14 protein-coding genes are annotated in these 14,123 nt (G+C 72.0%); 6 read left to right on the top strand and 8 right to left on the bottom strand.

Annotation, left to right across the window (positions count from 1 at the left end; all coding sequences use genetic code 11):
• The first annotated feature begins 86 nt into the window (after positions 1-86).
• A complete protein-coding gene (locus tag APR03_RS06340) occupies positions 87-707 on the top strand; it encodes a hypothetical protein (protein ID WP_253833765.1) in 621 nt (206 codons plus the stop codon).
• A gap of 216 nt (positions 708-923) precedes the next feature.
• On the opposite strand, the gene APR03_RS06345 is transcribed toward APR03_RS06340, so the two are convergent.
• On the bottom strand, positions 924-1,787 hold the full coding sequence (locus APR03_RS06345) for a helix-turn-helix domain-containing protein (RefSeq protein ID WP_253833767.1): 864 nt from the start codon (positions 1,785-1,787) through the stop codon (positions 924-926).
• A gap of 216 nt (positions 1,788-2,003) precedes the next feature.
• Here APR03_RS06345 and APR03_RS06350 point away from each other — a divergent pair, with 216 nt between their 5' ends.
• Complete coding sequence (locus APR03_RS06350) at positions 2,004-2,804, top strand: NADPH-dependent F420 reductase (protein ID WP_253833769.1); 801 nt, start codon at positions 2,004-2,006, stop codon at positions 2,802-2,804.
• A 119-nt stretch (positions 2,805-2,923) separates the two neighbouring features.
• Here the strand turns inward: APR03_RS06350 and APR03_RS06355 are convergent, their stop codons facing one another.
• Together APR03_RS06355 and APR03_RS06360 are read right to left on the bottom strand one after the other, a co-directional pair.
• Positions 2,924-3,772: a TIGR03621 family F420-dependent LLM class oxidoreductase gene (locus APR03_RS06355; RefSeq protein ID WP_253833771.1), complete on the bottom strand. Its 849-nt coding sequence runs from the start codon at positions 3,770-3,772 to the stop codon at positions 2,924-2,926.
• A gap of 123 nt (positions 3,773-3,895) precedes the next feature.
• Positions 3,896-4,777: an alpha/beta fold hydrolase gene (locus tag APR03_RS06360; RefSeq protein WP_253833773.1), complete on the bottom strand. Its 882-nt coding sequence runs from the start codon at positions 4,775-4,777 to the stop codon at positions 3,896-3,898.
• 156 nt (positions 4,778-4,933) lie between these two features.
• Between APR03_RS06360 and APR03_RS06365 the strand changes: the two genes are divergently transcribed.
• Positions 4,934-5,788, top strand: a complete 855-nt coding sequence (locus APR03_RS06365; RefSeq protein ID WP_253833775.1) for a helix-turn-helix domain-containing protein — start codon at positions 4,934-4,936, stop codon at positions 5,786-5,788.
• Between the two features lie 42 nt (positions 5,789-5,830).
• Here APR03_RS06365 and APR03_RS06370 read toward each other — a convergent pair whose 3' ends face one another.
• From APR03_RS06370 to APR03_RS06380, 3 genes are all read right to left on the bottom strand, one after another.
• Positions 5,831-7,129 carry a sensor histidine kinase gene (locus APR03_RS06370; protein WP_253833777.1) on the bottom strand — a complete coding sequence of 433 codons (1,299 nt, stop codon included), beginning with the start codon at positions 7,127-7,129 and terminating at the stop codon, positions 5,831-5,833.
• Positions 7,130-7,131: 2 nt separating this feature from the next.
• The gene (locus APR03_RS06375; RefSeq protein ID WP_253833778.1) at positions 7,132-9,156 is read right to left on the bottom strand and encodes a serine hydrolase domain-containing protein; all 2,025 of its coding nucleotides are present in this window, start codon (positions 9,154-9,156) and stop codon (positions 7,132-7,134) included.
• A gap of 146 nt (positions 9,157-9,302) precedes the next feature.
• Positions 9,303-9,956 carry a TetR/AcrR family transcriptional regulator gene (locus APR03_RS06380; protein WP_253833779.1) on the bottom strand — a complete coding sequence of 218 codons (654 nt, stop codon included), beginning with the start codon at positions 9,954-9,956 and terminating at the stop codon, positions 9,303-9,305.
• 107 nt (positions 9,957-10,063) lie between these two features.
• Between APR03_RS06380 and APR03_RS06385 the strand changes: the two genes are divergently transcribed.
• Positions 10,064-10,840, top strand: a complete 777-nt coding sequence (locus APR03_RS06385) for an alpha/beta fold hydrolase (RefSeq protein WP_253833780.1) — start codon at positions 10,064-10,066, stop codon at positions 10,838-10,840.
• A gap of 22 nt (positions 10,841-10,862) precedes the next feature.
• Here APR03_RS06385 and APR03_RS06390 read toward each other — a convergent pair whose 3' ends face one another.
• Positions 10,863-11,453 carry a TetR/AcrR family transcriptional regulator gene (locus APR03_RS06390; protein WP_253833781.1) on the bottom strand — a complete coding sequence of 197 codons (591 nt, stop codon included), beginning with the start codon at positions 11,451-11,453 and terminating at the stop codon, positions 10,863-10,865.
• A gap of 130 nt (positions 11,454-11,583) precedes the next feature.
• Between APR03_RS06390 and APR03_RS06395 the strand changes: the two genes are divergently transcribed.
• Together APR03_RS06395 and APR03_RS06400 are read left to right on the top strand one after the other, a co-directional pair.
• Positions 11,584-12,552 (top strand): CPBP family intramembrane glutamic endopeptidase, encoded by a 969-nt coding sequence (locus APR03_RS06395; RefSeq protein ID WP_253833782.1) that lies wholly within the window; start codon positions 11,584-11,586, stop codon positions 12,550-12,552.
• A gap of 265 nt (positions 12,553-12,817) precedes the next feature.
• A complete protein-coding gene (locus APR03_RS06400) occupies positions 12,818-13,378 on the top strand; it encodes a hypothetical protein (protein ID WP_253833783.1) in 561 nt (186 codons plus the stop codon).
• 48 nt (positions 13,379-13,426) lie between these two features.
• On the opposite strand, the gene APR03_RS06405 is transcribed toward APR03_RS06400, so the two are convergent.
• Positions 13,427-14,041, bottom strand: a complete 615-nt coding sequence (locus APR03_RS06405) for a TetR/AcrR family transcriptional regulator (RefSeq protein WP_253833785.1) — start codon at positions 14,039-14,041, stop codon at positions 13,427-13,429.
• Between the last annotated feature and the right edge of the window lie 82 nt (positions 14,042-14,123).

Genomic DNA, 14,123 nt, shown 5'->3' on the forward strand with positions numbered 1-14,123 from the left:
CGTGCGGGGGAAATGTGGGGGGCGGGGACAGAGCCAGCCCTTGGCACCGCCCCAGACCGAGATCCCGCACGGAAGGTTCCTCTGCCATGTCATCTCGAACACGCGTCGTCGCGGCGCTGTCAGGACTGCTGATGTTGTTCTCGGGCACCGTGACGACCGCCGCCGCGGCCAGTGACGCGGGCATCAGCGATCCGATCGCGCCCTACGAGCCGGTGCTCGACGTCTCTGGCGTCTCGGCCCCCGGCCCCTCCCTCGAACCCGATGTCGGCGTCCTTGACCTGAACTCGAACCCCCAGGTCAGCCGTAACGGCGGAACCGTCGGCTACACCAACTTCAGTGCCGCGCGTGGGACGCAGTCACCCGGTTGGTTCCCGTCCACCGTGAACTGTCCGCGTGGGTACGTCTGTATCTACACGCCCTACCGGCTGACGACCTCCACGCAGTACTGGCGCATGTGGAAGCTGTACGACCCCGGGCTCTACGACTTCAGCGACTTCCTCTACAACGGCACCAGCTACCTGGTGAACAACCAGACCGGTGGCTGGAAGGCTGTCCGAACCGACGCGGGCAACCTCGCTGAACCCATCGCACCCTGGTACTGCGCCTCGCGCGTCTCGCAGCCGCGTGGGTTCTTCGGCACGAACTACTACCCCGCGTGGGGCATCTGGGTCGACGACGGCCGCAACGGCACGTGCACCTGGGGCTAGCGCGCGGGCGTTGCCTGTGGCGGGTCCGGCCTCCCAACCAGGCCTGCCACAGGCAGACGGCACGCGGCTGCGCCCGGCTTCGTGGGTCGTGAGTCGTGGCACGTGGGTCGTGAGCGACGCCTTGGTCCCGGTCGTGCATCGCCGGGCGGTGCACGAGGCGGGGCCGCGCCGCCTCGCGACGTAGTTCGGGTCTCGCCGAGGCCCGGCGCCCCGCGGTCAGCGTGCCGCGGTGGCTGCCTGTTCCCGCAGAGCGTCGATCTTCTCGGCGTCGCGGGTGCCCGGCACGGCCCAGTTCATGACGATGTGCAGGTCGGCGTGCTCGACGGCGAGGATGTCGCAGTCGACGGTGATGGACCCGAGCTCGGGGTGCACGATCGTCTTGTGCGAGCCCGCGAGCGGCAGGGTCTCGTAACGCGCCCAGAGCTCGTCGAACCGTGGGGCCGCGCGCAGACCGTCGATCAGCTCGGTGACGGCGCGGTCGTCGGGGTACCTGTCGGCAGCGCGCCGCAGGTCGGAGACCATCATGCGTTCGAAGGCATCGGTGTGTGCCGTGTCCCGTTCCACACCGGAGACGCCGGCCGGCGTCTCGGCGGAGAAGTGCCCCCAGATCATGTTGCGCGCCAGTGCGTCTCCGGGACCGGAGACGAGGTCGGAGGGTGTACCGAAGAGCTGCCCCCACAGCGGGTTCCACTGCACGGCATCCCATGTCGCGGTGAAGACTGCCACCGGCGTGTCGGTCATCCGGTCGATCATGCGCTGCACACCCGCCGGAACCTCGCTCGGCACCGAGCCCGAGGGCGGGACCACCGAGCCGGCGAGCCGGTAGAGCACCTCCCGGTCGACGGTGCTCAGGTGCAGCACGTCCGCCAGGGCCTGCAGCACGCCGGCCGACGGACGGGTTGCCCGGCCCTGCTCGAGCTGCACCAGGTAGTCGAACGAGATGCCGGCCAGCAGCGCCAGCTCCTCACGCCGCAGGCCGGGTGACCGGCGGCGGCCGACGACCGGCAGGCCGACGTCGGCAGGGCCGATGGTCGCTCGCCACGCGCGCAGAGCAGTGCCTAGGCCGGTCCGGGAATGCATCCCCCGAGTATGAGCCGAGTCCCAGGGGACTGGGTGGTACTCCGGGTCATAGCGAAAGACACGCCTGGTACCGCCCTGCGGCCGCGCAGAGGATCGACAGGGCCGAGGGAACGACGCGGTCCGACCACGGTCATCGTGACGGGCCTCGTCGCCCTTCCGCCGAACAGATCCCCGGCAGCGGCTCCTGCCGCTGCCCAGCACAGGAAAGTTCTCGTGATGACACAGACCATCGGAATCATCGGCTCGGGGCTGGTCGGCGGCGCGATCGCCCGCCTGGCCGTCGCCGCAGGCCACCATGTTGTCCTCAGCAACTCGCGGGGCCCGGAGACGATCTCCGGACTGGTCCAGGAGCTCGGGCCGCTCGCCCGGGCGGGAACGGTCGACGAGGCGATCGAGTCCGGAGACATCGTCGCGCTCCCGCTCCCGCTGGCCAGCTACGAGGCGCTCCCGGCCGACAAGCTCGCCGGCAAGGTCGTCCTCGACCAGACGAACTACTACCCCGAGTTCTGGCGTCATGCCGAGCTCGACAGCGGTGCGCTCACCTCGAGCGAGCTGGTGCAGCGTCACCTCAAGGACTCGACCGTGATCAAGGGGCTGCACAACTTCGACTGGAACCACATCCACGCCAACGCTCGTCCGCAGGGCCACCCCGACCGCATGACGGTCCCGGTGGCCGGGGACGACGAGGCCGCCAAGCGGCTCGTGACGCAGTTCGTGGAGTCGATCGGCTACGACGTCATCGACGCCGGCTCGCTGGCCGAGAGCTGGCGGATCGAGCCCGAGACGCCGATCTACTTCTGGCCCTATGCGCCCGTCGTCCCGGACGGGCTCTCCGAGGACGAGCAGAAGCGCCACTACCTCGAGGCCCCGGTACCGCCCGTCACGACCGAGATCGCCCGGCAGATGATCGACAGCGCGGTGCGCCCGTCGCCCATCGGCGGGGAGCTGGCGAAGATGCCTCCGGCGCACGTCGCCATCTTCATGGAGCTCGCGAGCGGCAACACGGTCAAGAAGTAGTGACGCACCCGTAGTCCTGTGGGTTGGGGGGAAGGGCACGAGCGGAGGGGCTGGTCCCACGGCGAACGCATACGCCGTGGGACCAGCCGCCGGCTACGTCCTTGGCTGCGGGTGAGCGGTCATCCGACGGCCGCCACGAGCGCGGCCAGCGACTCCCAGCGCACGCCGGGCGTGTAGTTCAGGGTGAAGTAGGTGATGCCGAGCTCGTCCCGCATCGAGAGGATGGTCTCGGCAGCCCGCTCGACAGGGCCGCCGAGGTAGACGGCGCGGCTCCGGAGCTCGTCGTCGTCCGCGCCCGGCACGAGCAGCCGCATGATGGACAGGTCGTCCGGGTCGTCGAGCCCCGTCTGGAAGAAGCCGAACGAGAGCTCGAGCCCGTCGGCCCGGTCGCCCGCTTGCCGGAGGAGGAAGCGGACGCGCTCGGTGAGGTCGTCCCGGGTGCCCAGCGTGTTGAACGCGACGATGTCGGCGTGGGCCGCCGCCGTGGTCAGGACGCGGTCGCCGTTGCCGCCGATCATGATCGGCGGCGGGGCCTGGACCGGGGCGGGGGAGTAGTCCGGGTCGGACAGGAGTCGACGCAGCTCGGTGGCGGTCCAGGCGAGGTGGTCGACGCGCTCACGAGGCGAGGGGAACGGTAGGCCGGCCTCGGCGAACTCCGCCTCGACGTAGCCGCTGCCGAGCCCGATCTCCAGCCGGCCGTCCGTCGCCGAGTCGACGCCGGCCAGGTCCCGTGCCAGCAGCGCCGGCCGGTAGAAGGACGAGTTGAGCACGTGGGTGCCGACCCGGATCGAGGGCGCGGCGGCCGCGACGGCCACCAGGGGTGGCAGCGGCGCGTTCATGCCCAGATGGTCGGCGAGCATGAAGACGTCGAAGCCGGCCTGCTGCGCCCGGCGCGCTTCCTCGGTGAGCACCGGCACGGGCGCGTGGCTGTGGCTGACGACGCCGAACCGGATCGTGCGTGTCGACATGTCGGGTCTTCCTTTCCGTCCTGGCGGATGTCTGGTGAGCGTTCTCGCCGACGGCCGGGTCGTGCCGGGGCGACCCGGTATGACCCGGCCGTGCGGTGGTGTGCCGGCGGGTGCGGCGTCCCCTTACAGCTCGTCGTCCGTGGCCTGCAGGAAGTCGAGGACGGCGCGGTTCCACTGCTTCGGTGCGGTCACCGACACGTAGTGGCCGGCACCGTCGATCCGCTCCATGCGCAGCGGCCCGTCCAGGTGCAGTGCGGAGGTCCCGATCTGCTCCAGCCCCAGGTAGGGGTCGTTGCCGGAGTAGATGACGAGGGTCGGTGCGCTCACCTTGGGCAGCAGCTCCGTCTCCGAGGGGTGGTCCGGGTTGCTGTTGGCCCGATACCAGTTCAGGGAGCCGGTGAGCAGCCCGTTCGGCGTCCGCGAGAGCGACTCGATCCAGGAGTCGACCTCGGGGTGGTGCCGCATCCAGGTCCGGAACAGCGCCCAGTCGTCGGCCTTCATCGCCTCCTCGGCGACGTCGAACTGGGCGAACAGCATGTACCAGGACTGCTCGCGCTGGCCGATGCCCGCGGTGAAGAACCCGTTGAGGTGCCCCACGTTGGTGCTGACGATCCGGCGGACCCGGTCCGGGTTCAGGGCCGCCAGGAACCAGGCCGGGGGTGCGCCCCGGTCCTGGCCGACGACGTCGAAGGTGTCCAGGCCGAGCGCGTCCGCGATGCCCAGGCCGTGCTCGTAGTCCTTGCGCATCGTGTACAGGGAGACGTCGTCGGGACGGTCGGAGTCGCCGTTGCCGAGCAGGTCCGGGGCGACGACCCGGAACCCGGCCTCGACCAGCGCCGGTGCGTTGTGCCGGAACTCCTGCGAGGTGGCCGGCCCGCCGTGGAACATCAGCACGGCGGGTCCGTCGCCCTTGTCGTAGACGTTGAAGGTGAGGCCGTCGACAGTGACCTTCGTGTAGTCGGCGCTGTCCAGCGGCGCGTCGTAGCCTGCGTTGTTCGCAGCCATCGTGGTTGTCCTTCCTGGAGTGCGACCGGATCTCGGCCACGCATCGATCCTCGGCCGGTCGGGGCGGGCCCTCCAGGCGCCGGACGTCCCCAGGAACGACGTGCCTGGGAGTGCGGGTACCACCCGGTGCGCGGCGGTGCGGCGCATACTGGAGCGATGAGAACCCACACGGAGCTGGGGGCCGCCCTGCGGGCGTGGCGCGGCCGGATCGGCCCGGCCGACGTCGGTATGCCGAGCGGCGGCGACCGGCGGGTACCAGGACTGCGCCGCGAGGAGCTGGCGCTGCTGGTCGGCATCTCGGTCGACTACCTGGTGCAGCTCGAACAGGGCCGCGCGGCGAACCCGTCGGCGCAGGTGCTGGGTGCGTTCGCGCAGGTGCTGCGGTTGAACGCGGTCGATCGCGAGCTCTTGTACCGGTTGGCCGGTGCTGTCGCCCCGCCGTCGGGCTCGGTGCCGCACGAGGTGCCGCGGGGTGTGCAGCGCATGATCGACCGGATGAGCGACACCCCGCTGGCGGTGTTCACCGCGGCGTGGGACCCGGTGCAGTGGAACCCGTTGTGGGCGCAGCTGTTCGGGGACCCGGCCGAGCCCGGTGCCCGTGCGCAGAACCTGGCGTGGGGGCACTTCGGATCCGGGCGGCAGGAGGGTGGCTCGCGGATCGAGCGGGACGCCGCGCACACCGACGCGTTCGAGCGGCGCATGGTCGCGGACCTGCGCCGGGCCGCCGACCGGTACCCGGACGACCGGGCCGTCGCCGAGCTGGTCAGCGGCCTGCGGGAGGCGAACCCGCGGTTCGCGGAGCTGTGGACACGGTACGAGACGGTGCCGGGCGGGCGGTCGCGCAAGACCCTGGTGCACGCGGAGCTGGGCGAGATCGTCCTGGACTGCGACATCCTCACGATCGAGTGCGCCGACCTGCACATCGTGCTCAACTGGGCCGAGCCGGGCACTCCGGCCGCGGACAAGCTCGACCTCCTGCGCGACCGCACCGCGGCCGCTGCCCGCGGCTGACGCCCGCCGCCGTCTGCCTGGTGGGCAGTGCAGGGTGCGGGGTCACTCCGGGTGCAGGGGAAGCGTGAGGAGCACGCGCCATCCGCCGGACGGCGTCGCGCCCGTGGTGAGGGTCGCGCCCACCAGCTGCGCCCGCTCCCGCATGCCGACCAGGCCCATGCCCTGCCGCGCCGTGCCCGTCCGGCGGCGTCCGGGCGCCGGGTCGTTGACCACCTCCAGCGAGACCTCCCGCCCGTCGAAGCGCACGGTGATCCGCACCGGTGCCTCGGGGGCGTGCTGCCGGGCGTTCGAGAGCGCCTCCTGGGCCACCCGGTAGAACGCGGCGTCGGCGATGGGGGAGAGGTCCCGGGACGTGCCCGCGCGGGTCAGCTCCACGGTGTCGCCTGCCGCCCGCGCCGTGCGGACCAGCGCGTCGAGCGCGTCCAGCCCCGGCGGCGGCGCGTCGTGCGGGTCGGCGGCGTGCTCTCCGTCCGCCCCCGGACGCTCCCGGAGGACGCCGACGATCAGGCGCAGGCTGTCGAGCGTCTCCTTGCCCTGCGCCCTGATCCAGGCCGTGCCTCTCTTCGCGCTCTCCGGGTCGCTGTCGATCTGCCGCTCGACGGCGGCGGCCTGCACGACGAGGCCCGAGAGGTGGTGGGCCGCGACGTCGTGCAGCTCGCGCGCCATGCGTGACCGCTCGGCGACGATCGCGGCCTGCGTGCGGGCCTGCTCGGTCCGCACCAGGTCGACCGCCCGCTGCCGGAGCAGCGCGGCGTTGCTGCGGCGGGTGGCCACGGTGGTGCCGACGAACGCGCTGACCACGTACAGCACGATGCCCGCCGCGAGGTCGTTGACGAACGGCAGCAGCGGGTCGTGCCCCCCGACGGCGGCCGTCGCGGCCGCCGTCAGCGCCCCGACCGGCGCCGCCGCGCCGGCCAGGGCCATGGCGCGCCGGGCCGGCAGGAGCGTGCCGACGGTGTAGGCGGAGATCAGCGTCGCGACACCGCCCACGGAGAGGCCGGTGGGGGAGGCCGCGACGATGACCGCGTGGAGGGCGACGACCAGGCCGAAGGAAAGGACGGGACGGACCCGGCGCAGCACCAGCGGCAGTGCCTGGAGGCACACCGCCACGGCGAGGACCGCGCCCTGCACCGGGCCGACCGACAGGTCCTCGGTGCCGAGCGCGAGCTCGAACAGCGCGAGCACCAGGCCGAGCGACAGCACCAGCACGACCGCCGTGAGGACGCCGTCGCGCGCCGGCACGCCGGTGATCCCGAGCCGCGTGAGCAGGGCGTCGAGCCTGCCGGCCCGGTGCGGGACGAGGGCGTCGTCGAACCCCGGGGGGCCGTCGGTCGTGGGCATCGTCAGAACGATACCGAGGGCGCGAGCAGGCGGAACTCGAACGCGAACCAGGCGACGCCGGCCAGGGCGAGCACCAGGAGCGCCGTGCCGAGGACGCGCCACCAGCCGTGACGGTGGCGCACGGCGCCGACCACCTGCAGCACGGCCGGGACCAGGCCCAGCACGCCGATGCCCTGCAGCACCTGGAGCTGGCGCAGCGACAGCTCGCCGATCTCGTCCAGGCTCATGGCGGCCAGGACCGTCATCGTCCATCCGACGAGAGCGACCAGGGCGGCGGTCGCCGAGACCTTGGCCAGGATCCGCGCCACGCGGCTCGTGCCCCCGGGCAGGGGCCGGCGCCGGACCCGGCGCGCGATCGCGGCCACGGGCCACGCGACCACTGCCACCATCAGGACCAGGGCGGACAGCCCGAGCACGGGGAAGACCACCGCCGGGAGCCGCTCCGGCTGGGCGGGCAGCAGTGCGAACGCGCCGTCGAACCCGATGGCCTCGACCCGGTCGTCCGCGACCCGCACCGCGAAGGTGCGCTGTCCGCCGACCTCGCGCCAGACCCACGGCTCGACCTCCTCGTACAGGGCGGGGGAGGTGGTGCCGAGGCCGGGCGTGAGGAGCAGCCGGCCGTCCGCTCGTGCGCTCACCTGCGTGGTGCTGAACACGTCGAGCGCCGACAGGAACGTGGAGTGCATGGTTCGGGAGCCGACGTAGGTGCCCTCGACGGTCGCGGCGTGCTCCGCGGCGGTGGCGGCGTCGACGGTGCCGGACTCCGGTCCGGACTCCGTGGGGAAGTACCGGTCGGTGAAGCCGTGCAGCACGGCCTCGCGAAGAGCCAGGGTGGCGTAGCCGTCGGCGCCCGTGCTGTTCAGCGAGACGAAGATCCCGGCCCCCTCCTCGGGGTAGATCTGCAGGTGGGAGTGGAAGTACTGCGTGTCCCCGCCGTGGCCGACGATCCAGCGGCCGTTGCGGCTCTCGTCGAAGAACCCGAGCGTCATCCGGGGGGCGGCGGCGAGGTTGCCCAGGCTGGTCTCGTCGAGCGCGGGGGCGTGCATCAGGTCGAGCGTCGCGGGCTGCAGCAGCGGCCGGCCCGACGTCGGCTCGCCGAGCTGGGCGAGCATGAAGCGCGCCATGTCCGGTGCGGAGGCGGTCAGCGCCCCGGCGGGCGGCGCCCCGACGATCTCGAACGGTCCGGGGGCGTCGGCGGACGAGGCGTAGCCGTGCGACATCCGGCCGCGCAGCGCCGCCGGGAGAGGCTGCTCGAACGTCGAGGACGCCATGCCCGCGGGCTCCAGGACGTTGCGCCGGACGTACTCCTCGAACGGCGTGCCGCTGACCCGCTCGACGACGTAGCCCGCGAGCGCGTTGCCGTAGTTCGAGTAGGCCGGCACGGTGCCGGGCCGGTACACCTGCTCGGGCGGATCCTGGGCCAGCGCCTCGCGGAGCACCGGGGCCTCGCTGGTCACGAGCCCGTCGACGACCTCCTCGAACCCGGCGGTGTGGGTGAGCAGGGTCCGGAGCGTGATCGGCTCGTCGAACCTGCGGGGCACCTCGAAGTCGACGTACTCGGCGATGTCCGTGTCGAGGTCGACGTCGCCGCTCTCGACGAGCTGCATGACCGCGGTGGCCGTGAACAGCTTGGACACCGAGCCCGGGCGGAACAGCGTGTTCTCGGCGTCGACCGGTACCGCCTCGCCGCCGGTGGTGCCCGTGTCGGCGTAGCCGTAGCCGCGGGTGGTGACGATCTCGCCGTCGTCCACCACGGTCACGACGCCGCCCGCGATGCCCGCGCTCTCCAGGGCGGACGGCAGCAGGCCGTCGAGCCACGCGTCGACGTCGCGCTGGTCGAGGGTGTGCGCGCCGGCCGGGGCGGAGATCCGCGGGGGCGGCACCGGTTCGTCGGCGGACGCCGCGGCCGCGGGGGCGCCGACGGTCAGGGCCAGGGCGAGGGCGGCCAGGGTCGTCGCGGCTCGCCGGGCGCGGGCCGGGCCGGCGTCCGGCCGCTCGGCGGGTGGGTGGTCGTGGGACGAGAACATCGTCGCTCCTCGCGATCGGCAGGTTGTCGAAGGCGTCCGGAGCGCTTCCTCCGGACCCCACCAGCCTGTCGGGGCGTCCGCGCCGGCACATCGGGCGCGGGTGCCCACTCGATCTACGACCTTTGGGGGAGGCGGGTCCTCGGCTCCTACCGCACCTGAGCCGGTTCGGGTGCCGGTCCGGGCTCCGGTTCGGGTGCCGGCCAGGCCCGCAGGACGGCGTCCGCCATGGCCTGCAGCTCCTCCCGGCTCACTCCGCCGGCGGCCTGTACCGCGATCCCGCTCATCGCCGTCGACAGGAGCCTGGTCAGCACGGCCGGAGTCGTGCCGGCGGGGAGGTCGCCCTCGTCGGCCGCCCGGTCGAAGCGCTCGCGCAGCCGCGCGTCGATGTCGCGCCGGCGCTCGTTGAGCAGCTCCCGGATCTGTGTCGCCCCGTCGGAGGTGACCAGGGCGCTCTGCACGCCGAGGCAGCCATGGGGCATGTCCGGCCGGGTGGTGCCGTTCACCGCGCCGTTCAGCAGCACCGTGGCGACCCCCCGGGCAGTGGGCTCCCGGAGCGCGGGTTCGAGATAGCCCTCGGGGTGGTCGTCGTACCGCCGCAGGGCCTTGCGGAACAGCTGCTCCTTGTTGCCGAACGTCGCGTACATGCTGGTGGTCGAGATCCCCATGGCCTTGGTCAGCCCGGCGAGGCTGGCCCCCTCGTACCCGTGCTGCCAGAAGAAGATCATGGCCTTCTCCAGGGCCTCGTCCGGGTCGAACGCGCGGGGACGGCCGACCCCCTTCGACTCGCTCATCGTGGGCATGCCCCCAGTCTACTGCTTCCTGATCGATCGATGCGGAATACTGCGCATCGATCGCTACTTAAGTACAGTGCCGTTCCGCATCGATCGCTACAAAAAGGAGAAGCTCGATGAACGACACTGCACGCACCCGAGTCCTGGTGCACGGCGTCCCGGAGACCGACGTGATCTGGACGCCTCTGCTCAAGGAGCTCTCGGCGCTCGGGATCGACGACGTGGTGACACTGTCACCGCCCGCCTTCGGCGCCCCCGTGCCGGACGGGTTCCAGGCGACCATCGAGGGCTACCGCACCTGGCTCATCGAGCAGCTGGAGCAGTTCGACGCGCCGGTCGACCTGGTGGGCCACGGCTTCGGCGGCGCCCACGCCGCCGGCGTGGCGATGCACCGTCCCGACCTGATCCGTAGCTGGGTCAGTGACGCCATCGGCACCCTGGAGCCGGACTACGAGTGGCACGAGACAGCTCAGGGGTGGCAGACCCCGGACGGCGAGGCACTCATCGGCGAGCTGTTCGGTGGCGGCGTGGAGGCTCGGGCCCAGCGGATGGGCCAGTGGGGCATCCCCGCGGACGTGGCCGAGGTCGTCGCCGCCGCACAGGACGACCAGATGGCCCGCAACATCCTGTCGCTGTACCGCTCGGTCGCGCAGCCCGCCATGGCCGAGCAGGGCAAGGTGCTCCACCAGGCGGCAGCGCGCCCCGGACTGTTCGTCATCCCCCTCGAGGACCACGCGGTCGGGACGATCGAGCAGCGCCGGCGGGCGGCGCAGCGGGCCGGCGCGCAGACCGAGGAGCTCGCCGGGTTCGGGCACTGGTGGATGCTGCAGGACCCCGCGCGCAGCGCGCGCATGCTCCACGACTTCTGGGCGAGCGTCTCCTCGAGAGGCTGAGCTCCGCGCCGCGGCGCCGTGCTCAGGTCGTGGCCGGCCCGAGCACGGCGTCGACGGCGGTGAAGAGCGTCTCGGTCTCGGTCTTCAGGATCTGGTCGTCCGCGGGCATCGCCCGTTCGAGGGAGAGTCCGTTGAGCACCGTGCGCAGGAAGTGCACGGCACGGGTGTGGTCCCCGCGGGGCAGGGCGCCCTCGTCCGCGAGCACGGTGAGCCAGTACTCCATGCGGCGCAGCCCCTCGCGTTCGTAGGCGAGGTAGGCGTCGCGAACCTGCTCCGTCGGTTCCGGCACCAGGAACGCCTCGTACGCCCTGGTCCAGGTCCGGCGCGCCTCGGCGCCGACGCCTGCGGGCGCCAGCACCTGCCGCAGGCAGCTGACCAGGCGGTCCCGCGGGGGCACCGACCGGTCGAGGATCGGGTCGTCCGAGACGAGCCGTCCGTAGATCCGCCGGAGCACCGCCTCCCGCAGCTCGCGCTGGGTCGGGAAGTGGAACCGGAGCGATCCGGTGCTCACGCCCGCGCGCGCGGCGACGGCCCGGACGCTCAGGTTCGTCCCCATGTCTTCGGCGATCATCTCCGCCGCCGCCTGCAGCACCTTCTCCCGAGAGCCGGTCAACGTCGCTCCTGTCTGTCGGATCACACGACCTCCAGTCTACTAGCACACCGTGTTAGTGTCCCACTGTCACACCGTGCTAGTCGTTCTGGCACGGCCCGAGCCGCGAGCCGGCCGAACAGGAGAGAAGTCCATGGCGCAACACCACCCCGGGTCCGGCTGGCTGCTCGGTCCCGACGAGCCGCGGTCGTCCGGCACGGTGCCCGGCGGGCTCGAGTACCACCGCGTCCTCGTCGGTGACCGGCGACGCATCGGGCGAGGCGTGCTGGCGATCGCTCTGGTGCTTGCCGGGATGGTCGTGTTCCCGACCGTGATCGGGCGGGCCCTGGCCGTGATCGACCAGCAGATGGGGCAGGTGACGCCGATCGTGGGCGGAACCGACTACACGCCGCTGTACCACGCGGGATCGATGCTCTCCCTGGCACTGCTGGCGCCTTGGAGCATGCTCGTCCAGCGCTGGCTCTACGGCGTCCCCGGCGCGTCGCTGCACTCCGTGACCGCACGATTCCGCTTCGACCTGCTCGGCAAGGCGCTCGTCGTGTTCGGCCCTGCCTGGCTGCTCGTCACCATCCTTGGGATCTTCGCCCCGTCCGCCGAGGCGCAGTGGTCGCGACTGGACCTGATCGGCTTGTTCGTCGCGACGCTCCTGCTCACGCCGTTGCAGGCCGCCGGGGAGGAGTACGGCGTGCGGGGCCTGATCTTCCGCGTGGTCGGCAGCTGGACGCGCAGCAGCCGGACCGGGCTCGTCGCCGGCGTGCTCGTCTCGAGCGTGCTCTTCACCGCGGTCCACGGTTCGACGGACGTGTACATCAACGTCTGGTACTTCGTGCTCTGGTCGTGCCTGGCGATCATCACGTGGCGCACCGGTGGTCTCGAGATCGCGGTCGTCCTGCACGCCGTCCTCAACACCGGGGTCCTGCTCGGCGCGCTCGTGGTGCGCGTCGACCTCGGTGCGCAGCTGGCCGACCGCTCCGCGGGCGTCGGCTCCGCCGTGCAGCTCGTTCCCACCGTGGCGGTCGTCCTCGTCACCGCCGTCGTGTGGTGGGCCACCAGGAAGGCGGGCCCTGTGCTGACTCCCCTCGTGCGCGCTCGGGCCCACTGAGGCCGGGCCGGTCGGCGGAGTCGCGAGACGATCCGTAAAGAGTTGCGGACTCTCCGTTATTCGTCACGGCACGTTCGTGCAGATGTCCAACGTGTGGGACCTCGAGACCCTCAAGCGGCAGCTCGCGAGCTGACCGGGCTCCGCAGGGGCCCCGTGTCGGCGCGTTGCAGGATGCTGCAACGCGCCGCGCCCCCGAGGGTGCATCGTCGTGCCCCGCGGTGCCGCGCGCCGCTGCACAGTGACGACACGACATCCAGGAGAGTTCATGCACGCATTCGTACGGTCCCTGACGGTGGCGCTCGCGGCGGTGTCCGCGATCCTCCTCGCCGGGTCACCGGCGGTGGCCGCGGCGCCCGGGTCCGCGGCGGAGCAGAGCTTCCAGGAGTGGCTCGGCGACGACGCGCTGACCATCGACCAGGTGCTGGCGCAGGAGCCGGCCGGCGAGGCGGGCACCACCGCGGTCTCCAGCAAGTACTACTGCGCGGTCGTCGACGGCACGACGGGCTGCAAGGACTACGCCTACGGCCAGGGTCTCGTGGTCGCTCGGCTCTACGAGACCACCCGGTTCCGCAACTCGGTCATCGTGGTGTTCAACCCCCACTACTCCGTCGGCTGCACGAGCGGTACCGGCGACAACGAGGGCCGGTTCAACATCAACACGGCCCTCCGGAACAAGATCAACTCCGTGAAGACCTACAACCGGTGCGACGTCAAGCTCTACAACGGGCTGAACGGCACCGGATCGTCGACGCCGTTCATCGACGAGGCGGCGAACCTGAACGTGTACGGCTTCAACCAGAGCGCCGAGTCGGTCCAGATCTCCTGACCCTGGCGCCGTGCACGGTGACGCGCGCGCGGTTCCGGCCCGCGCGCGTCACCCCTCGCCTGTCACCCGGTCGACCAGGTCGCCCCACCCCGCCGCGAGACGGTCGGCGGGCATCCCGCGCCGCGTGCTCAGGTGGTGCAGCAGCGGCACCTCCAGGGTGGCGAGCAGGCCCTGCGTGAGCAGGTCGACGTCGCCGTGCACGCCCGCCGCGACGAGCAGCGTCGCGACGTGCCGGGCGAGCAGGTCGTGCGGCGGGTCGTTCGAGTACCGCTGGTCGGCGGGCTGCTCGGCGGCCAGGTACAGGTCGCGGTAGCGCAGGCGGTGCTCGATCGCCGCCGCACCGAAGGCGTGCAGCCGGTCGACCGGGTCGGCGCCCGGCCCGAGCGGCGCGGGCCCCGTGAGGAAGGCCTCCTGAAACCTCTTCTCGGCGTGGTCCAGCAGCGCGCGCATCAGGCCCGCGCGGTCGCCGAAGCGCCGGAAGACGGTGCCCTTGCCCACGCCCGCCGCCGTCGCGACCTGGTCCATCGTGACGTTCCCTGCGCCGTGCTCGGCCACGAGCCGCGCCGCCACGTCGAGCAGCCGGTTGCGGTTGCGGACGGCGTCCGACCGCTCCCTGCGTGGGCCCCCGGCCAGCGTGATCTCGGGCGTCCGGGGCGTGCTCATGTCCCGAGCGTAGTTGTCCGAGGAGGCCGGGAACATATCCGGACCGTAGTCCGTTACTCTGTCGACAGCAAGCGGACCTTGG

It is taken from the genome of Promicromonospora thailandica, from assembly GCF_024171955.1.
Taxonomy (GTDB): domain Bacteria; phylum Actinomycetota; class Actinomycetes; order Actinomycetales; family Cellulomonadaceae; genus Promicromonospora; species Promicromonospora thailandica.